This window comes from Emticicia agri, from assembly GCF_004168285.1.
Classification (GTDB): Bacteria; Bacteroidota; Bacteroidia; order Cytophagales; family Spirosomataceae; genus Emticicia; species Emticicia agri.
Genome location: NZ_SEWF01000014.1, coordinates 111,438 through 135,854, shown reverse-complemented (window position 1 = coordinate 135,854; position 24,417 = coordinate 111,438). Strand labels below are relative to the sequence as shown.

Annotated in this window: 16 protein-coding genes; 9 read left to right on the top strand and 7 right to left on the bottom strand. The window is 37.2% G+C overall.

Going from position 1 to position 24,417, the window contains the following annotated elements:
• Together EWM59_RS11745 and EWM59_RS11740 are read left to right on the top strand one after the other, a co-directional pair.
• Positions 1 to 687: ISAon1 family transposase (locus EWM59_RS11745; RefSeq protein WP_130021165.1), on the top strand; the 687-nt coding region annotated here is incomplete at its 5' end.
• A gap of 706 nt (positions 688 to 1,393) precedes the next feature.
• Positions 1,394 to 3,634: an LruC domain-containing protein gene (locus EWM59_RS11740; protein WP_229239344.1), complete on the top strand. Its 2,241-nt coding sequence runs from the start codon at positions 1,394 to 1,396 to the stop codon at positions 3,632 to 3,634.
• Positions 3,635 to 3,720: 86 nt separating this feature from the next.
• On the opposite strand, the gene EWM59_RS11735 is transcribed toward EWM59_RS11740, so the two are convergent.
• Entirely contained in the window at positions 3,721 to 5,388 is a 1,668-nt protein-coding gene (locus EWM59_RS11735) for a glutamine--tRNA ligase/YqeY domain fusion protein (protein ID WP_130021164.1), read from the bottom strand.
• Positions 5,389 to 5,622: 234 nt separating this feature from the next.
• Here EWM59_RS11735 and EWM59_RS11730 point away from each other — a divergent pair, with 234 nt between their 5' ends.
• From EWM59_RS11730 to EWM59_RS11720, 3 genes are all read left to right on the top strand, one after another.
• Complete coding sequence (locus EWM59_RS11730) at positions 5,623 to 6,063, top strand: VanZ family protein (protein WP_130021163.1); 441 nt, start codon at positions 5,623 to 5,625, stop codon at positions 6,061 to 6,063.
• Positions 6,064 to 6,220: 157 nt separating this feature from the next.
• Positions 6,221 to 7,111 (top strand): hypothetical protein, encoded by an 891-nt coding sequence (locus tag EWM59_RS11725; RefSeq protein WP_130021162.1) that lies wholly within the window; start codon positions 6,221 to 6,223, stop codon positions 7,109 to 7,111.
• A gap of 47 nt (positions 7,112 to 7,158) precedes the next feature.
• Complete coding sequence (locus EWM59_RS11720; RefSeq protein ID WP_130021161.1) at positions 7,159 to 7,641, top strand: PA2169 family four-helix-bundle protein; 483 nt, start codon at positions 7,159 to 7,161, stop codon at positions 7,639 to 7,641.
• On the opposite strand, the gene EWM59_RS11715 is transcribed toward EWM59_RS11720, so the two are convergent.
• Both EWM59_RS11715 and EWM59_RS11710 read right to left on the bottom strand, forming a co-directional pair.
• A complete protein-coding gene (locus tag EWM59_RS11715; RefSeq protein WP_165372159.1) occupies positions 7,642 to 10,053 on the bottom strand; it encodes a penicillin acylase family protein in 2,412 nt (803 codons plus the stop codon).
• Positions 10,054 to 10,212: 159 nt separating this feature from the next.
• Positions 10,213 to 10,845 carry a response regulator transcription factor gene (locus tag EWM59_RS11710; RefSeq protein WP_165372158.1) on the bottom strand — a complete coding sequence of 211 codons (633 nt, stop codon included), beginning with the start codon at positions 10,843 to 10,845 and terminating at the stop codon, positions 10,213 to 10,215.
• Between the two features lie 182 nt (positions 10,846 to 11,027).
• On the opposite strand from EWM59_RS11710, the gene EWM59_RS11705 reads away from it, so the two are divergent.
• Together EWM59_RS11705 and EWM59_RS11700 are read left to right on the top strand one after the other, a co-directional pair.
• Positions 11,028 to 12,968 (top strand): tetratricopeptide repeat-containing sensor histidine kinase, encoded by a 1,941-nt coding sequence (locus EWM59_RS11705; protein WP_130021158.1) that lies wholly within the window; start codon positions 11,028 to 11,030, stop codon positions 12,966 to 12,968.
• A gap of 74 nt (positions 12,969 to 13,042) precedes the next feature.
• Positions 13,043 to 14,983 (top strand): tetratricopeptide repeat-containing sensor histidine kinase, encoded by a 1,941-nt coding sequence (locus EWM59_RS11700; protein WP_130021157.1) that lies wholly within the window; start codon positions 13,043 to 13,045, stop codon positions 14,981 to 14,983.
• A 3-nt stretch (positions 14,984 to 14,986) separates the two neighbouring features.
• Here EWM59_RS11700 and EWM59_RS11695 read toward each other — a convergent pair whose 3' ends face one another.
• Positions 14,987 to 15,640 (bottom strand): response regulator, encoded by a 654-nt coding sequence (locus tag EWM59_RS11695; protein WP_130021156.1) that lies wholly within the window; start codon positions 15,638 to 15,640, stop codon positions 14,987 to 14,989.
• Positions 15,641 to 15,887: 247 nt separating this feature from the next.
• Between EWM59_RS11695 and EWM59_RS11690 the strand changes: the two genes are divergently transcribed.
• Positions 15,888 to 16,850, top strand: a complete 963-nt coding sequence (locus tag EWM59_RS11690; protein ID WP_130021155.1) for an alpha-E domain-containing protein — start codon at positions 15,888 to 15,890, stop codon at positions 16,848 to 16,850.
• Positions 16,851 to 16,980: 130 nt separating this feature from the next.
• The gene (locus EWM59_RS11685; RefSeq protein WP_130021154.1) at positions 16,981 to 17,718 is read left to right on the top strand and encodes a proteasome-type protease; all 738 of its coding nucleotides are present in this window, start codon (positions 16,981 to 16,983) and stop codon (positions 17,716 to 17,718) included.
• A gap of 1 nt (position 17,719) precedes the next feature.
• Here EWM59_RS11685 and EWM59_RS11680 read toward each other — a convergent pair whose 3' ends face one another.
• From EWM59_RS11680 to glmM, 3 genes are all read right to left on the bottom strand, one after another.
• Positions 17,720 to 20,020, bottom strand: a complete 2,301-nt coding sequence (locus tag EWM59_RS11680) for a T9SS type A sorting domain-containing protein (protein WP_130021153.1) — start codon at positions 20,018 to 20,020, stop codon at positions 17,720 to 17,722.
• Between the two features lie 144 nt (positions 20,021 to 20,164).
• Positions 20,165 to 22,339 (bottom strand): 3-coathanger stack domain-containing protein, encoded by a 2,175-nt coding sequence (locus EWM59_RS11675; protein WP_130021152.1) that lies wholly within the window; start codon positions 22,337 to 22,339, stop codon positions 20,165 to 20,167.
• 591 nt (positions 22,340 to 22,930) lie between these two features.
• Positions 22,931 to 24,340 carry a phosphoglucosamine mutase gene (gene glmM, locus EWM59_RS11670; RefSeq protein WP_130021151.1) on the bottom strand — a complete coding sequence of 470 codons (1,410 nt, stop codon included), beginning with the start codon at positions 24,338 to 24,340 and terminating at the stop codon, positions 22,931 to 22,933.
• Between the last annotated feature and the right edge of the window lie 77 nt (positions 24,341 to 24,417).

The window sequence follows — 24,417 nt, the reverse complement described above, 5'->3', positions numbered from 1 at the left end:
TTACAGAAAATTCATGTCAATCTTCGCAAGAAAGTCAGAGAGATTACCTTAGATATGGCTGCTAATATGGAATTAATTGCCAAAAGAACTTTCCCAAATGCTACCAGAGTTACAGACCGTTTTCATGTACAAAAACTAGCCACAGAGGCTTTACAGGAAATCAGAATCAAACACAGATGGGAAGCACTGGATGCTGAAAATGATGCTATTGAATTGGCTAAGAAAACCGATACAGAATATGTCCCCATAGTACTCTCCAATGGAGATACTATCAAACAGCTACTAGCCAGAAGCAGATATGTCCTTTACAAAAAAGAGAAAGACTGGACTGAAAACCAAAAGCAAAGAGCTACTTTATTATTCGACCTGTACCCTGACATTAAGCAAGCCTATGACTTAACCATGAGTCTTTCTCATATCTTTGAGAATACCAATGATAAGCTATATGGCCTAACAAGACTGGCTAAATGGCACGAGAAAGTAAGACAGGCTGGTTTTAAATCGTTCAATACAGTAGCCAGGTCAATTCAGAACCATTATAAAACGATTGTAAACTTCTTTGAGAATAGAAGTACTAATGCTTCTGCTGAATCTTTTAATGCTAAAATCAAAGCATTCAGAAGCCAATTCAGAGGGGTGAAGAATATCCCTTTCTTTTTATACAGACTTACGCAAATCTATGCTTAGACTATACCTACCCCACAGGTTTTAGGTTTGATCCCAATTAAGCCCGGGGACGCCTAGTCCGCACTGCGACTACGCATCCCGTGATGTTACTGACAGTGCGACTGCCGGTTCATCCTCGGGAGAGTATCATTCCATGACGGAGTAGATGGACTAGCCGTCCGCCCAAGATTTTATTATAAAAGCCTCTAAGAGCAATCTTAGGGGCTTTTTTTATGGCTAAAAACCCAACAAACGGCCTGCATAGCATCTGTTGGGGATCAGTCCTAAAATTTATGGGGAGATAAAATAATTTTGGATCAATTTTAAAAATTGTAGGTAGGTAATTAATTTCCACTCAAACCTAAAAACATAACTCTTGGCAAGCCTGAAAAAGAAAAATTTGATACTCTACACCTATAAATAGGCTTTTATAACTTGATTTTTGCTTAAATCTACATGTCAGTAACTAATTCTGCCTAAACGTATCTGCTTAATTATAGACGCTTAATGTCAAAAAATAGCCAATCTTCTGCCTGTTTCTTCCAAACATAGAAAACCTAAGCCTCAGAACTATTATTATCTACATCTTTGTATCGAAAGTATTCATTGTGCTTAATACGCTATTAAACCACTTTATTTTTGCATTTATTGCTAAAGTTGGAATATTTTTTGCTAATAATTTAGGTATACACATGGAACTTTAGGCGCTTTTTTAAAAAGTAAAGCCATGAATATCAATCAAAAATCTACTACTATTATGTTCAAAAACTACAGGTATCGTTTTTCTCTCATTTCTTTAACTGCCGTTGTCTTATTCTTTGCCAGTTGTGTGAAGGTTGACTTTTCTAAAGAAACAGAAGTAGCTACTCCAAAATTGTTTACAAATGGTGTATCAATTCCTTCCGATTTCAAGTGGTCATCTGTAAAAACTATGGATTTTCGTGTGGCTGTTGATGACAAATATGCCGGAAAGTATTTTTATCGCCTTGAACTGTATGATAATGACCCAAAGCTTGGCCCGAAAGCTAATCTTTTAGGTGCTGGTATGGCTAAAAAAGGACAGGATTTTTCAGGTAAAATCGTTATTCCTACTTTGTTGCAATATGTATATCTCAAACAAACTTCTCCTGTTGGCATCCCTTCAGTTTCGATGTTGAAAGTAGCAGGTGTTACTTCGTTGAATGTAACACAAATTATTCCTCAGAATAGCTTCAGAGAAAGTGGCATAAGTGAGTCTTATGCAAACGCACGTGTTTCATCAAATACATCGGTGGTTGTACCTGCTAATGCATTACAACTTACTGGTGGAGCAACAGTTGTGGTTGAATCAGGCAAATCTTATGTGGTCAAATCCGGAGTAACTTTTACCGGGCAAATTGATGCTAACAACGGCACGAATAACGCAAAAATCTACATTGAAGGAACTTGGACTAATAAAAGTTATACTATTACGCTGGGTAATAACAATGCTCTTTATACTACAACCTCAGGTAAGATTGAGCTGAACAACATCGTTCAAAACACAGAGGGAGCTTTCTTAAACTATGGTACAACTTCACTGACAGATTTAAGTACCTCTAATCAGGCTTTGTATGTCAACTACGGTACTTTAAATGCTACAAAGGCTTCTTTCTCAAATGGCAGTTTTACCAATTTTGGTACGGCTACGTTTCAGAGTCTGGCCAGTACTACGGCATCTACAAAAATCCGTAATGAAGGAAATCTGACTGTTACAACAGCAACCCTTAATAATGCAACCTTAGAAGCAGCTTGTTATACAAAAATCGGAACATTAACTACCAATGGTGTAATTGTAAATGTAACCGACAAAGCTCTATTAACAGTTGCTAATGTAGATGGTGCCGGAACGCGATATAATATTGCTTCTGGGGGAATTCTGGAAGTGTCGGGTACAGCTAAATTTAATAGTAACAGAAACTACATGGCAGGACCTTCGTCAGGTAAAGCAGTAGCCAGGTTGAAAAAGGTAGATGTAGCCAATCAATGGCAGGCAATTACCTACTCCGGAAATCTTGAAGTTGCTTGTTCAGAGCATACACCTAATGAACAATGGAGTACGTACTATATTACTGAAAGCCCTGCAACGATAGTTCCTTACGACAAATCGACCGTTGTAATTGCTGCTACAACCTGTAATGCTGGCGGCAATAACGATAAAGGAGCAGGTACTACTCCGGTTGACCAGACTGTGTCAGAAATCAATCTGGGAACTTTCTCTTATGCGTTTGAAGATAATTGGCCTGAGCTTGGGGATTACGATTTGAATGACTTTGTTGTGGATATGAATATTACTAAGTTCCAGAATACGTCAAATAAGGTAACTAAAGTGGCATTGAAAGGAAAAATACTTTCTGTGGGTGCTTCTAAACGTTTGGCTGCAGCAGTCCAATTGGATGGCATAGCACCGGGAAGTGTAAAATCGGTTACTTATTCACGTACGAATTTAGTAGGTTCTGTTTTAAAACTGGGTTCTAATGGGGTAGAGGCAGACCAGGCCAGTGCAGTAGTAACGATTGTTGACGATGCGCATAAAGCTTTCGGTGTTTCTGATACACCTTTTATCTCTACGCAAGATGGTAAGTACAGTCCATTAGAGGTAGTGATTACCATTGAATTTGCTACACCGCTTGATAACTTTACCTATCAGACACTAAATGTATTTATTGTTAATAACACTCAGAATAGTACTGGTAGAAGCGAAGTGCATCTGGTAGGATATGCTGCCACAGATAAGATAGATAAACGCTTGATTGAAAACATGAAAGGCAGTAAATTATCAGCTTCTGACCCTTTCAAATCAGTTAATAACGAACCTTGGGGATTATCTACTCCGGTATCTTTTACTTATCCGCTTGAAGGAAAAAATATCAAAGTTGTGTATCCTAAGTTTGAAAACTGGGCAGTGAGTGGAGGTGTTAAAGACACAGACTGGTATTTACTGAAATAATATAACTAAATCGGTTCTTCAAAAGAATTATAAAATAAACAAGGCCGCACATGTGCTGCCTTGTTTATTTTAATGTATTAGAAATATTATTTTCCGGTTTCTTTCGCCCAGGTATCTTTTAATCCAACGGTGCGGTTAAAAACAAGTTTGTTGGTAGTTGATTCTTTGTCTAAACAAAAGTAACCTTTACGCAAGAATTGGTATTTTGTTCCTGCTGTTGCTTCTTTCAACGATGGTTCAACATAAGCAGTGATGGTTTCTAAAGAATCATTGTTGATATATTCTTTAAAATCCCCCTCTTCGTTACTCGGGTCTTCTACTTTAAACAATCGGTCATATAATCTAACTTCTGCTTCTATGGCATTAGCTATTGAAACCCAATGAATAGTACCCTTTACCGAAATACCTGACGTATCCTGACCACTTTTCGAGTTTTCAATATAAGAGCAATGTAATTCCAATATTTCGCCATTTTCATCTTTGATTACCTCATCGCAACGAACAATATAAGCGCTTTTCAGACGTACCATTTGTCCCGGAGCCAGACGGAAATACTTTTTAGGCGGATTTTCTAAGAAATCTTCTTTTTCAATATAAATCTCCCGGCTAAACGGAACATTGCGTGTACCTCCTTCAGGGTCTTCCGGATTATTTTCAGTAGTTAATATCTCCGATTTTCCCTCCGGATAATTTGTAATGACTACTTTCACCGGGTCAAGCACGGCCATTACCCGGTCGGCTGTTTTGTTCAGATGTTCTCTTATACAAAACTCCAGTAGCCCTACACTTATCAGGTTATCACGTTTGGCTACACCAATTCTTTCACAAAAATCCCGGATAGCCTCGGGTGTATAACCTCTGCGGCGTAACCCTGAAATAGTAGGCATACGTGGGTCGTCCCAGCCACTTACATGCCCTTCGTTAACCAATTGCAGGAGTTTACGCTTGCTCATCACTGTATAAGTCAGATTCAGGCGGGCAAACTCATATTGTTTTGATGGGAAAATCTCTAAATTTTCAATACACCAGTCATACAATTCCCGATGCGGTACAAACTCCAATGTACAAATAGAGTGAGTAATCCCTTCGATAGAATCTGATTGCCCATGTGCAAAATCATACATTGGATAAATACACCATTTATCGCCTGTACGGTGATGTTTAGCAAATTTTATCCGATAAATAATAGGGTCACGCATCAACATATTTGTTGAGGCCATATCAATTTTGGCCCTCAATACGTGTGTACCTTCGGCAAATGCACCATTTTTCATTTGCTCAAACAATGCCATATTCTCTTCAATACTTCTGTTCCGGTAAGGGCTATTAATACCAGGCTCTACAGGTGTACCTTTCATGGCTGCCATTTCTTCAGATGTGCTATCATCTACATAAGCCAATCCCTTCCTGATAAGTTTTTTGGCAAACTCATACAACTGGTCAAAATAATCTGACGCATAAAACTCGTTAGCCCAGTTAAAACCTAACCATTGCACATCGTTTTTAATAGATTCTACATATTCTGTATCTTCTGTAGCAGGATTAGTATCATCAAAGCGAAGATTGGTTTGTCCACCATATTTCTGGGCAACGCCAAAATTTAAACAAATAGATTTTGCATGCCCAATGTGAAGATACCCATTAGGTTCAGGAGGAAAACGAGTCAGTACCCGGCCATTATATTTTCCTGATTCGAGGTCATTCTCGATGATTTGCTCGATAAAGTTTAAAGATTTTTCAGTCGCTTCTGCCATATTCAATGGTGGTATTGTTGCTATGTCTGCGAATTTAATATTTTTTTATTGTAAAGAATTTGAGTTTTTTACCTAACAACGTATTTTATTCATTTAATAGTAAAAAAAATGAGAATACTTATATTTTACAAAGTTTGTTTCAGAATTAACCTATTTCTTCCAACTACTTATAGAACAACAAATGATATGTAAAAAATCAGATTATACCCTCACATAAATTCATGAGTCGAAACAATAAATTCATACATTTGCTTATTCTGTTTAATAGCTTATTGCATTTTTTTGTGCTTAAAAAATTCCTGCTCTATGAACATAAAAACATTCATGAATCAGTTTTTTACTAATAAATATGTAGCCTTTGCTGTTACAATTGCTATTTTGATTTTGTGTAGTCTGCCAAGTAGAGAAGTGCCACTTTCTACGAATATAAATGATAAAGCTGCTCACTTTCTTGCATTTGGGATATGGAGTTTTTGCTGGCAGGCATCTTTTGGTAAGTACATACAAACTATTCTGTTAGGATTTTTGTATGGGATTCTGATTGAATCCTGGCAGGGATACATATTACCTGAATCATTTCATAGGAGTTTTGACTGGTATGATGCCATTGCTGATGGGATTGGCGTGATAATCGGAGTTGGTTTATGGAAACTAAAAAACCTCCTGAATCTATAATCCTAAATATATAAATAGCTTCTCTTGCTGATGTGTCCTTCTTTGGGGTGTTAATTCCTCAACCATTATTTACGTATAGTTTTAAGGCTTTATTATTGAGCTGTGGAATGCTTTTTTTATATTATAAGCGATTGAACCCCTTATAAACTTTAATATTATGAAAAATTCCATTAGCACTATCATGCTATTGTTATTATTTACAACAGCAGCCATAGGTCAGTCCCAGAGAGGTACTACTAAACGTTTCAGTCAGAATTTTGCACTTCAGAACACCATATCTGCCTCTACGCCAATGTTTCATGTGTTTACTAATTATGAACAGATGAAGTATTTTTTTAAACCAGCCATTATCAGTGAATCCAACGCTGCGCCTGTAATCAGCAGTAAAGATTTTGTGAACCATTTTGTAGTGGCTATATCTGGTGCCAAATCTGATACATTTAAGCCTGTTATTACAACCGTACAGCACAAGAATAATAGCTTATATGTATATTATGAAGAAGTGAAATCACAAGATGCAGATAAATCGGCAGTAGTGGCAGTTCCGAAAGAGGATTTTAAGGAAATTGTCTTTGTGGATAGAGTTTCTGAAAAACAAAAACGGATTTATTACAACGATGTTCCGCCAACAGTAGCTAAAATTGTACTTTCTTATTTAGATATGCCTGCCTCTGAAAACTACAAACACGAGTACCAGATTTCAATAGACGAAATGGGAGAGGTAGTTGTAGTGAAAGATGTGAATGGTGAAATTACCAACCGAATAGATTTTACAGTTTCGGAAAAAACTTTTGAAAACTTAAAAACTAACACGATTAATCTGGATAGCGGGGGTGAAAAAATAAACCGGAACTTAGCGAATGGCAAAAACTACAGAGAAATATTACTATTAGACGAATCTAATAAAGTTATTTATTCCCTAACCTGGGATAATACGAACCAGATTAATGAATCGACTCAAAAATTTGTACAAACTATAGAAAACCTGGTACCTGAAAAAGCAATCAGCTTTAAGAATACAAACGGAGCTCAGGTTGCCAGAAATTAATTTCTGAATATTAGCTACTTTTAGTTAAGCATTTAACTCATACCAGTATGGAAACCGAGAAAATAGTAAGAGAAGTGAATTATATTATTATTCACAATCTTGATGCCCAGGAGGCATATACCGATGCCGCAGGCAATGTAGAAAATGATAAACTGCGTAATGCTATGTTAGATGAAGCTGACAGAAGAGGAGGGTATGCCAGAGAATTGCAGCGGGAAATTAAAGATTTAGGAGAAGACGTAGCTGATGATACCAGTATGGAGGCATCGTGGCGTAGGATATGGCTAGATTTTAAAGGAATATTTACAACGAAAGATGATATGACTATTGTAGAAGAATGTAAAAAAGCCGATGAAGAAATGGTAATTGCCTATGATACTATTTTGCAGATTGGTGAGGCGTTTCTTCCTCCAAGAGTCTATAATATCATTAAGCAACAACGGAAAGAAATAGGCCTGACTTATCAGGCCCTTTTAAAATTTCATGAAGTACAGATAGAGCACTCAGTGGAACACTCGGTGGAAAAGTAATCAGGGTTTAAAAAGTATTTTGCCTGTCTGTACTTTTTCGATGGCTGATTTGTTCATTAACTCAGCCCGTGAGCCGCCCTCTGCAAACAGAAGCGCCTGGTCTTTATAGTGCTTGCTCATAATATTGCCCGATTGGCCTGTCGGTAACACACTTGTGCCTGTTTTAGGACTGGCAAAGTCAACTATGCGGCGTAGGGCAGGCCCGTAACTTACTTCATAAATACCCGTAGAATCAATCGGAAAATCCAGATTGTTGATGGTCTCCCGTCCGCCGGGTACTGGGAAAGGGCCTACATTAAAGAAATTTCCTACCACAGGCAATATACCCAATGGGTGTTTATGGGTAAGTGTATGCACTTTTTTCCATTGCCATTTTTCTATATTAGTTCCTAATTGCTTTTCAAGGCTTGCAGCTGCCTCATTTAATGATTTGGTTAATACCTGTCTGCGGGTTTCCCGCTCTTTTGTAAGCACATTATCCCACCACGGAGAATCTTCTTTTTTGATTAAGGCAATCATATTTCTTTTGAAATTGACATTATGTTCGAAAGTCTGAAATACCTCATTGCCTAATTCGTCTTTGACTGTATTGACAAAAATATGGTATAAAAACCGATAGAAAATGGTAGGTTCAATATCTTCCAAATCGTGAGAACCATCCCAAGGAATGAGTTTTTCAATAGATTTTTTAGCTAATGGTGATAATTCTTCTGCAAAGATAATCGGGATAATATCTTTTAATAAACCTTTATAACTGGGTGAAGTAACATCGTTGATTACTTTACGTAATTCTTCCGGTGTCCAGTCTTTTTTATCTGTAAACAATAATTGTTCAATCCGTTTGGCTCTGTCACCCGGAACATAATACCCGGGTACCAATCCTGTACCCATATCGTCAGGTTGGTTATTAGCCGTATACAAAACTCCTCGGGCAGGGTTTAAAATCTGTGGATTCTGCGAAAAATCATACCACCCGATAGGGTCATCGTTGCCCGTAGAACCATCTAAAATTAACATAGGATTTACGGTTGCAGGTCGCTTAGGCAGTTTTGCTGCCGCCCACCAGGCAATATTCCCTTCAGTATCAGCCCACATAAAATTCAATCCTGGTGCTGTCAAAGTGCTTACGGCTTTACTTGCCTCAGCCGCATTTCTGGCGTGAGCCATATCATAAAAAACCTCCAGTAAATGGCTCGGAAACTGATTAAAAACCCACCACATAGCAATAGGGTCTTTCTGATCGGCCATTTTATCAAAACTATCATTCATCAGAATGCCATGTCTTGAACTCTTGACCGAAAGTTTTACATCTGCCTCCCCTTTTACTTTAATGGTTTCTTCATAGATTTTTAAATCTTCCCAATGGTCTTTATACCATACTTGATTCGGGTTTTGTGGATTAGCCTTTTCTCTGAAAAAATCTACATCATCGTTCTCAAACATAGTTAAACCCCAACCACCATATTGAGAATGTCCTAAAGCCGCCAGAGGTGTTCCGGCCAGAAAATTGCCATAAAACTTAAAGCCGGCACACTCAAGATGTGCTTCGTACCAAACCGAGGGCTGAGAGAACGCAATATGTGTATCGTTTGATAGGATAGGCTTGCCTGATTTTGTTTTATTGCCACTTAAAACCCAGCCATTAGACCCATGATAGGGAGGAAAAGGTGCTTTGGTTTCAATAGTAGCCAACTGATTAGCCATAGAGGCTAAATGTGCAGCTACTTTGGTAGCAGAATCTTTTGATTGTACCGATATGGTAGGCTCTCCCTTAGGCCATTGAGACCATACGTCTGCCAGATACGTATTGCCATATTTATTATATATATAGGTAGCAATAGATTCAGACCTGAAAGCCTCAGCAAACGTAAAACCCATATAGCCCGAAATAATATAGGAATCTTCTAAAGTAAAGGGAGTTGCAGGAATACCCGCCAGCGAAAACTCAAGCGGCATTTTACCTTTTTCAATATAAGCATTGATGCCTTTGATATATGCTTTTGAAGCCTTTACAAAAGGAGCATCAGGGTTTTTAGTTATCAGAGAGTCAATAGTCCATTTGGCATGTTTACGAAACCCTAATGTGCGGAAAAACTTATCTGAACCAACGGCATCTTTGCCAAATAGTTCTGCTAATCTGCCATCTGCCAGTCGTCTCATAAGTTCCATCTGAAACAGTCGGTCTTGCGCATGTACATACCCGAAAGCATAAAATAAATCTTCTTCATTCTGCGCATAAATGTGTGGCACGCCATAATCGTCATAGAGTACCTCAACCGTATTTTTCAGTCCTTTCAGTTGTAATTCTGTATTCACATCAGGTTTAAAACTATTTAACCAGAAGAAAATGCCTGTTCCTGTTATGAGGATGAGTATCACTAAACCAATTACTATTTTTCTAAGTAGCTTCATAGGGGAGTAGAGGTAAATAGTTGCTGTACAATTCTTTTTGCGTCTATCAGGCAGGCAATTTATAAAAAATCTTTTATAGAGTGAGTAAAGCATAATAGAATTATACTCCTTTTGAAGTAGTATTGTAATTGGCTTGAACTGATGAATGAAAGATTGACTTTATATAAGTTCCCAGCGATGGGCAAAATTAACAATGCCCGCAACATTCCGGGCATTTAACTTTCGGGCAATATTTTTGCGGTAAGTATCTACGGTATATTCACTCACACAAAGTTTATGGGCAATTTCAATAGAAGAAAACTCAAGGGCTATCAATTTAATTACTTCTACTTCTCTGTTCGTGAGGCTATAACGGTTAATTAACTCTTGTTGAAATGGCGTATCAGAGTAAACGTAATTATTTTTGATAATTAAACTGTTCTTATTGCCTTGATATATTTCCTGAATGGTATGGTAAAGTTCGTTACTATCGGAGGTTTTGGCTAAAAAACCATCGGCTGCTATTTGCCATTTTTTTAATAGATTCAAGCTGATTGAATCGTACAGGATTAGCACTTTATTGGTGTAAACTTTCTTTAAATGCTGGACAAATGGCACATTCCCCTGAAAAAACAAGTTAAAATCAATCAACAATATATCTGGTGTATTGTTTTTTAGTCCGGTCAGTAGTTCTTGTTGATTTTGAGCAATACCGGTTATTTCAAATTTTTCTGATGAGGCAAGAATAATAGATAGCCCTTCCAGAAATAAGGAATAGCTATCTGCAAGAAAAATTTTGATTTTTGGTGTCATAGCAAGACCCATTTTGGAAGCTCAGGGCGATGACACAAAGGTCATAGAACCCACCAAATTGTTCAATACTTCATTGACAGTATATTCTCTACTGTCAGGACAGTATTTTTAATAAAACGATTAATAAATTATCAGATAAAAATAAGTATTTTTCGGAGCCGAACCTTCAGTTTTCAGAGTAAATGAAAAATTATCTATTGCCTATACTCTTTTTTTTGCTTGTTTTTGACCTATCTGCGCAGCCTCAAACCCGTATTGATAGCTTGCGTTTGAAAATAGCTACTCAAAGCAACTCTGTCATTGCCGACACTACGCTGGTAGATATATATAACGAATTAGGCAAAGAGTTTATCAGAATTAAAAACGATTCAGCTATTTATTATCTGCAGAATGCTTTGCTTGTCTCAATGAAGGCCAACTATAAAAGAGGCTTGTTAAAAACATATATTCAGTTGGGTAGATACTATTCTGCTCAGTTTTTACCTGCAAAGTCAATAGAATATTTTTTTAAAGCCTACGTAATAGCAGAACAACTCAAAGCAGCCAACGAACTAAGAATACTGGAACTTAATATAGCCGGAGCTTATCTTAAAATGCAAGATTATGCCAAAGCCCTGTCTCATTATGAGAGATATTCTGCTTTGGCTAAAACAGCCGAGAGTCCGGAGACCTACCTGTTAAGCCTGAATGCTATTGCCGGAGTGTATTTTGATAAAAAAGACTACAAGAATGCCTTGCGTTATTATCAGATGTGCGATACGCTTAACAAGAAAGTAAATAGCCCTAAAGTACAAACAGCGGCTCTGATTAATACCGGAAAGATTCAGGTTGAATTAAAGAATTATGATGATGCCTTAAAACGGTTTAAAAAAGCTATTACGATAGAAGACCATTACCATGATAGAATTGCTTTTGTAGGCAATGAGATAGCAAGGGTTTATTTGTTGCAGAACAACCCTAAGGAGGCACTCAAATATGCCCTTCTGGCTCATAATAACATGGCACTAACCAATGCCGAAATGAATGGAGAGGTGGCAAAAACATTGTCTGATGTTTATGAAAAGTTAGGCAATGAAAAATTATCTTATCAATATTACAAAGACTATACGAAAATCAGACTAAGAGAAGACTCTTCTAAAAATGCCCAGATTTTACGTCTTGTAAGGCTTGATTATGAAAATGGAAAAAGTAATGAAAAAATAGATGCGCTAAATCTGGATATAAAAGAAAGACAAAATAATGTGGAGATAATGACGGGAGGCATAATAGCCTTACTGCTACTCATCATTATTATTGCTGTTTATTACCAGGCACTCTCAAACAAAAATAAATTAATTGAAAAGCAGAAAAAAGATATTGAACAATTGAATGAGTCGTTAGAGCAGAAAGTAGAAGAAAGAACGGCTGAGTTGACTGTTGCTAACAAAGAACTAAAAAGGAAAAATAACGAAATAAAAGAGGCACTATTAAAAGGACAGACAATGGAACGGGAAAGAGTAGCCTCTGAATTGCATGATAATATTGCAGGTACACTGTCAGCATTAAAGTGGCGTTTTGAAGCTTTGGATAGAGATAATTTATCGGAGCAGGAGAAAAATATATATGATGGCATTTTAAAAAATATGCACAAGGCTTATGGAGAAGTCCGGCTGATTTCGCATAATATGTTGCCTGCTGAATTTGAAGAACAAGGATTGATAGGCGCTCTGGAGAAATTCTTAACAGATTTGAATATCACTTCATCCAATCAGTCGAAAACACCATTCAGTCTTGATACTTCGCAGTTGCACAAAATAATCAGACAAGATGTAGCACTCGAACTCTATATCTGCTGTTTTGAGGCTATTAATAATATTATTAAACATGCCAATGCTACCCGTGTACTTTTAACTATTAAAGAGCAGAAAAACGGAGATTTGCAAGTGAGTATAGAAGATAACGGAAGTGGATTCAGCAATAGTTTGAATCATACCGGAAAAGGCATCAGAAATATCAAAAACAGAGTAGAACGTATAAACGCTAAACTTGCTATTAGTAGCGAAGCAGGGAAAGGCTCTAAAATTATTATATTAGTGCCGGAGTCTTTATGGGAGACTTATAGTACGTTGACCTATAATAGCTGAATATCAGTACCTGATTTTAAAGAACCAATCAGTTTAGTATTTCTGCAATTACGCTGCTCTTTTTTAAACCTATTATGAGAAAATATACTGTTTGTTATCTTTTATTATTCTTTTCAATAAGTGCTTACGGGCAGCAGGTTATTAATCAAAGAGTAGATAGCCTGAAAGCTATCTTAGCGAAACTTCCACCAGAACGAACTTCTTTCAGCAACGATACATTGAGAGTGAAAGTACTATGCGCATTGGCCTTTCGTATGGCTTTTTCTAAACCTGATTCAAGTGTTTTTTATTCAGAACAGGCATTAAAAATCGGTGAAAGATTAAATCATATACTCAGTATTGCCAGAGCAAATCATCAGTTGGGTTATTCTTATTTAATGCTCGGAAAAGATTTTGAGAGTTCTGAATATTTCTTTAAAAGCCTGAAATTATCAGAACAAATTAAGTCAGATACTTTGATTGCTTCTAACAATCGCCAGATTGCTCATGCGTATTTTGAACTGAAAAAATATGATTTGGCAGAAAAACATTATAACAAGGCAATGCCTTATTTCCTGAAAATCAACTATAAAAAAGGCTATGCCAATTGTTTGAATGATATAGGGCGAAGTTATTATATGAGAAAAGATTATGAAAAGGCATTGGCTTATTTTCAACAATGTTTGGTGTATGCAAGAAAGAATGGGATTCAGATAATGGAAAATTATTGCACCTGGAGCATTGCCAATACGTATATCGAAAAAAAAGAATATGATAAGGCATTAGCCTATGCAACTATCGGAATGAAATTAAATGAAACGATAGAGGGAATGGTTGAATATGACTGGGTAATGGGATATGAGGCCCTGGCTCGTATCTATTCCGGCAAAGGAGACTTTAAGCAGGCTTTATATTATGCCGAAAAACCTTTCAAACAGTTTTCGGATATAAGAGAATATAATAAACTGCCGCTCTATGAACGATTATATGTAATTCATAAGGAGTTAGGTAATTATCAAAAGGCATTATATTATCATGAAGAATATATACGGCTTGCGGAAGATTCTAAAAAACAGGAATATGAGAAACAGTTAGAAAGTATGCGGTTTGAGTATGATAATATGCAACTGAAAGAGAATAATGCACTATTGAATCAGGATTTGATAAGAGAAACCCTCATAAAAAAAGGATTGATTATAGGGGTAATAGGCGTATTGATTTTCGTTGTTTTTTTCTGGTGGAATAACCGTTTGTTAAAAGATAAAAATCAGCTGATTGAAAATCAGAAAGAGGAGATATTATTGGTAAAAACAGAAGTAGAAGAACTGAATAAAACGCTTGAAAGAAAAGTAGAAGAACGAACCTCAGAATTGATACAGGCTAATAACGAACTTACACAAAAAAATCAGGAGATTTCAGCGGCTTTGGTAAAAGGGCAGACTTTAGAAAGGAAAAGAGTTGCCTCAGAATTGCACGATAACCTGGGAAGCACACTGTCGGGAATCAGATGGATGTTGCAGGCAATTGATAGAGAAAATCTGACCTCAGAAGAGAAAAAAGTCTATACTAATATTCTGAATATGATGAATAATGCATATGAAGAAGTGAGGTTGATTTCACACAATTTATTGCCTGATGATTTTGAACAAAAAGGTCTGTTTGGGGCATTACATAAACTAACATCAGATATTAATCAGAGCGGAAAACTAAAAATAGCATTAGTGATAGAGAAAGATGTTATAATTAATGACCAGAAAACAGCATTAGAACTTTATAGTATTTGTATGGAGTTAATCAATAATATACTCAAACACGCACAGGCTACTCAGGCCGAAATCAGGTTTGAGCAGAGTAGTGAAAATTGGTATGTAACAGTAAAAGATAATGGAAGAGGTGCTGACATAAATTCAGCAAATAATGGAAAAGGAATTAAAAATATAAAGAATAGGGTAGAAGCATTAGCCGCCTCTATCAGTTTTAATTCAATTGCCAATAAAAGTACGATAATCAAAGTTACAGTACCTTTTATAGCTTGATTGTTAATCAATCAGGCCATGCTTTCTGGCATATTTATAGAGCCCAAGTGCTGAATTAACGCCCAATTTCTTCATCAGATTCCGTCTGTGGGTTTCTACTGTTGTGGGGCTGATAAATATCTTCTGGGCTATTTCTGTATTTGAAAACTCCTGTACTATCAGTTTTAGAATTTCAATTTCTCTTGGTGTAATAGGTATGGTTTCGCCTAATTCCTCATTGCCGCTTGGAGTATTCAGGTTAGGTATTTCGGCCAATCGCATTACGGCTTCATCGCTCAGGTATTTTTTTCCGCTTGCTACAGTTTTAATCGCATTTTCTAATTCGGCTTTTTCAATTTTCTTCACAATATACCCCGAAGCTCCGGCTATTAGAGCTTCTTTGATAATAGCAGGCTCTTCAGACATAGTCAGAAGCATAATACGTATAGATGGGTACTTCTCCCGAATCCTGATAGTAGTTTCAATACCGTTCATTAATGGCATATGATAGTCAATCAGGATAACATCTGTTTCGGTATTTTCTAAAAAAGCCAATACCTGCCAGCCGCTGTTTTTTATTCCTACCACTTCAATTCCGGCCATAGTGCCAATCAAAAAGCCTAAACTCTCGGCTACAATCACATGGTCATCAGCAATTAAAACTCTGATTTTTTGCATAAAAGAATAAATAATAAGTCAATAGAAGTGGATAAAAAGGGTTTAAGAATCTCCTGAGATTAGCCAGTTCAACGTCGTTTCGTTACAAAGCTAATATAGTTGTGAATACAATGAAATACCTATAAGTAGTGATTTTTTGTTTCTGTTCTATAACCTATATAGTGAAAAGGAATCTTCATAATATTTTGCTTGTATTTCAGATTTCGTTTACTATCTTTGGTTGTCATCAAAAAAACCAAAGAATATTATGTTGAGTCGTGTTGCCAATTCAATTTATTGGATAAATCGCTATATAGAGCGAGCAGAAAACTATTCCCGTTTTGTAAGTGTAAACCTGAATCTTGCTCTTGACGCACCAGGTATTTTAACCGAACAATGGGAGCCTTTATTGATTGCTACTGCTGATAATTATGGTTTTTTTGAGTTTCATAGTCGAGCCAACCGGAACAACGTGATTGACTATATGACTTTTGATAAACGCAATCCTAACTCTATTTACAGTTGTCTGGCTGCTGCCCGTGAGAATGCCCGAACCATACGTGAGAGTATTACCAAAGAAATGTGGGAACACATTAATATTTTTTACCTGAAAATTAAGGAAACACAGTCAGCAAAAAACTGGGATGTAGAGCAACTGCAACAATTTTTTACTGAAATAAAAGATGGATGCCAGCTTTTCTGGGGAATTGTTGATTCAACCGTAACCCGTAATGAAGCATTCCATTTCGGGCGTATGGGAAGGTTCTTGGAACGTGCCGATAAAACCTCCCGTTTTTTAGATGTGCGTTATTTTACGCTATTGCCCGATGATGAAGCCTTTGGTTCGCCTCAGGAATTGCTAATCTGGACATCTGTATTGAAATCGGTAGGCGCATTTAATATGTATCGTCAGGAGCATCGTGTTATTAATCCGTCACATATAGTTGAGTTTCTGATTTTAGATAAGAGTTTCCCTCGTTCTGTTTTCTATTGTATTCGTCAGGCTGAACTCTCTTTATACGAGATTTCCGGCCATAAAATGACTGAGGGATATTCAAATCCGGCTGAAAAATCATTAAGTAAATTACGTCATGAAATAGAGTTTACTGAGGTAGAAGATATTTTTGAAAAGGCATTGCACCCCTATTTAGACGAATTTCAGATTAAAAATAATAATGTAGCAAAAACTATTTTCGAGACCTATTTTGGTTTGAAACCAATTGAACAATAAATTAAAATATTAGTTTATAGTAATTACTAAAGTAGGTTTTTATAATTTTGTTTTTGTTTTTTTGTACACCGGTAATGAATGCTGCTTTCATTGCTAATAATCGAAGCGGCGATCCGCTCAACATTATGATATGACTTTCTGTCTTGGAGTAAAAGTAGCCAAAGGGCTTGTTGCCATTGCTGATACCCGTATCACGTCCGGTAGTGAGGTTTCTACGAATAAAAAAGTGTTTATTCACCAATCAAATAATCATTCGATGTTTATTATGACGGCCGGCCTGCGCTCGGTTCGTGATAAGGCGATTACTTATTTTAAAGAGGTATTAGAACAGCAAGACCACAAGTTTGATAAAATGTATAAGGCTGTGAATGCTTTTGGCGACCAGGTGAAGAGGGTGGCAAGTGAAGATAAATTCTCTTTAAAAGAAGCAGGATTGGCCTTTAACCTGTCGGCTCTGATAGGAGGGCAGCTTGAAAATGACGACGAACACAAATTATATATGCTTTATCCGGAAGGCAACTGGATAGAGGTTACAGAGGGTTCTCCTTTTATTATAATAGGGCAGTCAAACTATGGGAAGCCCATACTTTACCGGAATCTTAAATACAATACTTCATTACAGGAAGTGCTGAAACTGGGTTTTTTAGCTTTCGACTCTACACGTGTGAGTGCCAATGACGTAGATTTTCCGATTGATGTGATTCTTTGCGAAAAAAATAGCTTCAACATGGTAGAACACCGTTACGAAAAACAAGACCTTGAGCAGATTTCGTATCAGTGGAATGCTCTGCTGAATGCTTCCGTGCAGAAGCTCTCAACAGATTGGATGGAACCTATTTTCAGTAAATCGTTAGAGGTAGGCGAATAAACTACCTCTCAATCCAGATACTTTTCGACTCCGAAAATTTGCTGTTCTGCAATCGGATTATGTATTTACCGTCTTGTAAAAAAGACAGGTTTATTTCTCTGCGTTCGGTAAGCGAAGGCACAAGTGTAGAATAAACAAACTTCCCGCTTGTATTATAAACAGTGAATATCAAATCACTCAGGTCTTCTCGGGCTTCAAGATAAACTACCCCATCAGTTACCGGATTTGGATAGACAACCAGATTCTTGATTTCAGTGTTGGGTATAAATGAAAATGCTTTTGAAGGAATTGAGCGGCAACCGAGTATCTGATTAGTAGCAAGCTGGTAATTTTTGACAGCAGTAGCTGTAAAAAAGCCCGGTTTGGCAGATTTAATAATGGAGGCTCTCGTAGTCAGAAACGCATCATCTTTTCTCCACTCATACGCATCAATTTTTTCAGTCATTTGTTCTGCTTCCAGACTAAAAGCACCAATCTGAGCAATAGTAGGTTGTTCTGGGCGAGGTTTAATACTGATTTTAGCTACATCAGAATTAACAGATACGCAGCCATTTTCGTCCCGAACCTTTACTGAAACACTATAATCTCCGGGCTTAGTAAACATAAGGCTTCCGGTGCTGTCATTGGTACTCCAGAAACTTTTTCCGAATCCTGAAGCGTATAGTGTAATAGTAGCCCCTTCGCATGCAGTCGGGCCACTACTCATAATGATATTTGGTTTAGGCGGAAGCGCCAGCACCCTTGTAATAACCTCGTTGGAAGGTGGAGAAAAACAGTCTAACGAATTAATACCTCTTACGGTAAATATGCCCGAAGTATTAATAGTGATTGATTTATTGGTTTCGCCTGTATTCCAACGGAAACGGGAATAGTGCGTATCATTGGTTATCAATTCAGTATTAGAACCCTCACAAAAATTCGGATTTCGTTTAGTAGTAGCAAAAGGAACGATTGAAGGTGCAAGCCCTTTAACGTTGACTGTATTTGAAAAGTAATAATTCCCATGATTATCACGAGCCACAACACTAAAACTACCGTTATCAGCTGTAAGAGAAGCCCCCGTTGAGTTATCAGACCAACGCTGAGATTCAAAATTACTTGGCAGGCTTAATTTAGCTGTTTCTGAGAACTGGCAACTTGCCTGTAAGGTAATAAGCGATGAAGAAAGAAAAGGAATAGACTTATCGAAAAAACTATCGTTTAATTTTGTGTTCCAGGCTTTAGCTAAAGCAGAAATACCATCATTATTGCCACCGAGGTTCTTAAAGTGAACTCCTTCTACACGGGGTATCTGAATGGAATCGGTATAAGGGCCTTCATATACATTGGCGATATTGCTGATAATCCTGTTCTGAGCCCTGATAACTCCGTGGTTGACGTGCACTGCTGCAAAATCGTTAAGAGAAGTCCGGCTTATCACCCAAGAAAGGTTTTTATTGGCATCGATACGGCTTCTTTCTATAACAGTTTTTATATTGTTATAATAATTGTCTTCTGTTGTTTCAGAGTCATCTTCACCCTGTTCCCATAAAACAGCACGGATACCTAAATAAGAAGCATAAAATTGCAATGATATTCTAAGACTGGAATACGGAGCCCCACCAATATAAGGTAAATGGAAGGCGTTCTTGGTAGGTTTGCCAAGCGCGCTACTGTACCAGTTTTCAGAAGAACTACCGCCATAAGCAGCATTTAAAAATAAAATAGGCACATTGAGGCGTTGGGCTAAATAATCGCCTAATTCTCCCCAGCACCACGAACCCTGTCCTTTAGGGCCAACCATTGTATTGGTTTCAATATGAGAAAAACTGCTGAAATAGGGATAATCCCATAGGTTATCTTGTACTCTGTAATTAAAGCAATTCACCCGGTCATCGAGCGATGGTTTTGCCCCATAGTCTAATACGCCTTCTGCATTTGATTGTCCTGCCACTACAAAAACTTCTCCGATGCCCACTCTGCTTACTAAACCCTGAGCTACAATACTTTCATTCAACCAACCTCTTACCTGTAGGGTGTACCAGCCTCCCTGCCCTTGAAGCGTTCCGACAAAATATCCGCCTTCAGGTTTGGTTGCAATGGTTACCCAATTAGTTAAAACCCCCTGATTGGCTTTAACTGGTACTAATCTTGCTTCAACTTTATCCAACTCACCATCAAAATTCCCTGAAATATTTACTACAGAAGTATTCTGGTTGTTTCTTTGAAAAACACTTCTGTCTTTAGGGAAACTAATTTGTATTTGACTAAAACAGGTAGATGTTATGATTAATAAAATAGCAATTAAACTCAAAATTCGCATTTCAACAATTCTTCGTGTTTAGGTATCTAAATTGCAAAAATAATGAGGAAAAACTAAAATAAAAAATCCTTACTTAACTAACTGTAAGTGAGGATTTTATATGCTTTGTTTTTCGGGTTTCTTCAACCCCCGTGAATATAGGTTTTATTCAACTTTTCTGAACTCAACTCTTACGGCTCCATGACATGGACGATAGTGAGCAAATACCCCCGGTTGCGCCTGAATGTGCGCCGGGAAAGAATTGATTCTGCCTACCATAGTTTTGCCATTTTTCGATATTAAGGTTACATTTTCGTTATACCACTCTAACGTCTGGTCAGGAATCAACTCGCCAGTCCAGGTAGCAGTAAAAGTGTCCCCTTCATTATAATATTGTTTATCTAATATAACCGTATCTGTATTTTCAGGGCAGTTGAGCGGAGCATCGTCATGGTCGCAAGTACTGGTATATCCCTGCACTACAAAATCTCTAAAACCAGTTCGGGAAACAGTTAGCAGATAATAAGCATTGTGATTATCAGGTGAATTGTTTTTGGTAATCAGTGCATTTCCTGAAAATTTAAACTCAATAGATGGTTCAAGATTCTGGATTGATATGCGGTATTGCGACAAATCAGTATCAGGTGTACGAGGGAAGAAAGTAAATTTCATTCCTCCTTCTCTACATGCGTTGTTAGTTTGTACCTGAATAGGCAAGCTACTGATACCTGCTGTACCATTGGTACAACCCATCAGATTAACTTCTAATACACTGCCAAGTTCAATGTTAAACCCTTCGGTAAGGTCAATGTTTTTGTTGGCAGAATACCGCACAGAAGAGTGTTGGGTAATTCTGTCTGAACTGTTGATACTTTCTGAGGCAAGTACATCGGTATTAGTAGCTACCAAATCAATACTGGTTACTACATCTGATTGGCAGGCATAATTTAATTTCACTAACCATATATCACGAGGGTCTTGCGAGTTATCATGGTTGCCCACCACATCTCCATTAAAAGATTTTGTAGTGCCTATGGTAATCAATGTTTCATCTGGTGTTTCTACTAAACCATTCCCTTCATCATCTTCTGAACCACCCATAGTTTTTTGCCATATAGGGTCAAGATTGGTAGTTGTTTTCATCAGAAACACATCAAATTTATCATTGTTGTTGCTGGGTATCCTGTTTCTATCGGTAATACTTCCGTTGTTAGAAGTAGTAGAACCTATAAAGGCACAATTACCATCACGGGTCAGAATCAAATCATTGATAAAATCTCTTCCTGAACCACCAAATATTTTAGAAGAGACGAAATCACCACCGGAATTCAGCTTGAATAACCAGACATTCTCCTGATAATTGTTCGGAAAATCGTTAGTAGGATCTTTAAAGAAGTCATCTGTGAGCGAGTTAGAAACAATACCCACAATAAGTTCTCCGTTAGGCATTGCTACCACACTACGGGCTTCATCGTTCTGATTTCCGCCATAGGTTTTTTCCCAGATACTATTAAGAGATTCATTGATTTTAATAGCAAATATATCTTTCGCTCCCTTATTGGTACCTAACTGCCCGTCGTCAGAGTTGGTACTACCTACTATTACATAATTACCATCTGATGATTTTTTCATATCAAATGCAAGGTCATCATTATTGCCTCCAAAACATTTTTTAGCCATAATGTTACCCGTCTGACTGATTTTGGCTACCCAGATATCACGGTTATAAGAAGAAGTATTTTTCCCTGAGTCACTGATATCGTAATCGGCCGAAGTAGTATAACCGAGCAGCATAATATTATTATCGGAAGTAAGAAGAACCCTGACAGGCATATCTTCGCCTGAACCTCCTATTAATTTAAACCACTGGCGTTGTCCCTGGGCATTTAATTTGGTGATTAATATATCATAATATCCTTTAGGATCGGTATTATACTCTATATTTCGCCCGTCGGTACTAACAAAACTAAGTTTCTGTACACTAATTACTTTGGCTATCAGAATATAGCCACCATCAGAGTTCTGAATAGTTTCTACACCTCTGAACCCTGTATAGGCTTTGTCATCAAAAATAATGGTTTCCCAAAGAAGTTCACCTTTTGCATTTACTTTTGAAGCTACGATTGTTTCATAACCATTGAGCGTTTTTTTGCCTGTAGTTATATAGTTTCCATCCTGAGAAGGGTTTATTCTTAACCCTTCATCACCATACCAACTGTTCCAGCCATAGCATCTTTGCCACTCTATGGCAGTGGCTGAATTCTGGGCATTCGTTTGTAGAAAAACGGAAAGAGCAAGGAGGCACGTAATGAGCGAGAGGGCTGTTTTTTTTCCTGACATGACAATAATAACTTGTAAAATTTTAATTGCACGAATTTTTCTGGATAAAGGCTTTAGCGAATGCCTTAATTTAATTTGTATTCGGTTAAAGTACAATTGTAATAAAAACGAATAATCTTTTAAAATTTATAATTTACTGACTTAGGTAATAATGAAAAAATTATACAAATGTTATGATAAAATGAATTTTATTTTCTAATGGTATCATTAATTGTTTATGGGTTGCAATTCATGGTTTAGTTAAGTATCGATTTTGTGCAATATTTGCGAAAAAATATGTGCCGTCTGTTTCTTGTATTATTCATATTTTTAATAAATAATTACAAAGATAAAACACCCTTTGTTGGCAAAGGCATGAGTCTTATTTATAAAGCAGTGTAACGAGTTAAAATGCCGCTTAAAGCTACTGGCACAAAATTAATGCCAAAAGCCAAAGAGTTGTTAAGCAGACTATAGATGGTTGTAAAAAGCAGGAGGAGTACTCATTAGGACGCACCTCAAAATTAGTGAAAAAACTAAAAGCATAGGTTAAAAAACGATTAAAATCGTGACACAAGGGCTAAAAAACCCTCTAAATGCCACGATTTATCATTAAACTCTTTGAGAAATTAATTCCTTAATATCTCTTATTATTTTGTCTGCAAGATTAGAAGCCGTGGTTTCAAACTCTGATTCAGCATAAATACGGATGATGGGTTCAGTATTAGATTTACGCAAGTGCACCCATTCTTTCTCGAAATTAATCTTCACGCCATCTTCTGTATTTATCGGATAACGCTCATATTTTGCTTTAATATCTTCCAAAATCTCATCTACATTAATTTCGGGGGTAAGCTCTATTTTCTTTTTAGCAATGTGGTAATTAGGGTAGGTTTTTCTTAAAAAGCCCACCGGTTTTCCAAACTTAGCCAACTGAGTCAGGAATAAAGCAATACCTACCAAGGCATCTCTGCCATAATGTAATTCAGGATAGATAATTCCTCCATTTCCTTCACCACCAATAATAGCATCGGTTTCTTTCATCTTCACTACTACATTTACTTCACCAACGGCTGCTGATGCGTGTTCGCCACCTGCTTTTACGGTAACATCTTTCAGGGCAAGTGTAGAAGAAAGATTCGAGACTGTTTTTAATCCTTTTTTCTTTTTTGTATTCGATAAAATATAGTCAGCTACTGCTACAAGGGTATATTCTTCGCCAAATGGCTCACCATCTTCACAAATAAAGGCCAGCCTGTCAACATCAGGATCCACCACAATTCCTAAATCATAATTACCTTTGCGCGTTTCAGATGAAATTTCCCGCAGGTTTTCAGGCAACGGCTCAGGATTATGAGCAAAGATACCCGTAGGGTCGCAATTGATTTTTTTAATTTGTGTAACACCTAAAGCCTCTAATAACAAAGGTACTGCTGTTCCACCTGTTGAATTAACAGCATCAACCACTACTTTAAAATCAGCTTTTTCGATGGCCTTTTTATCTACCAGCGGTAATGCTAAAATCAGGTCGATATGTTTTTTTAGATAAGTATCATCGTAGGTTACTTTGCCTAAATGTTTTACATCGCAGAATTCGAAAGATTCTTTCTCTGCAATTTCAAGCAATTCGGCTCCATCATTTGCTGAAATAAACTCACCTTTTTCGTTGAGCAATTTCAGCGCATTCCATTGAATAGGATTATGGCTGGCTGTAAGAATAATACCGCCGATAGCTTTTTCTAAAGGAACAGCTATTTCAACGGTAGGTGTAGTAGAAAGTCCCAAATCAATTACATGAAAACCCATACCCACTAAGGTAGAGCAAACAAGGTCTGAAACCATTTTACCTGACAGGCGTGCGTCTCTTCCAAGAACTACTTTAAGGGTGGCATCCGGATTTTTTTTCTTGAGCCAGGCCCCATAAGCAGCAGCAAACTTTACAATATCTAACGGAGTTAAGGCATCACCACTTTTGCCGCCAATAGTTCCGCGGATACCAGAAATAGATTTAATAAGGGTCACTTTGAATGTGTTTTGGGAATTTTAGGAATTAGGTTTAGTACATTAATTGAGGGTAATCCTGAACTAATATGCCTATT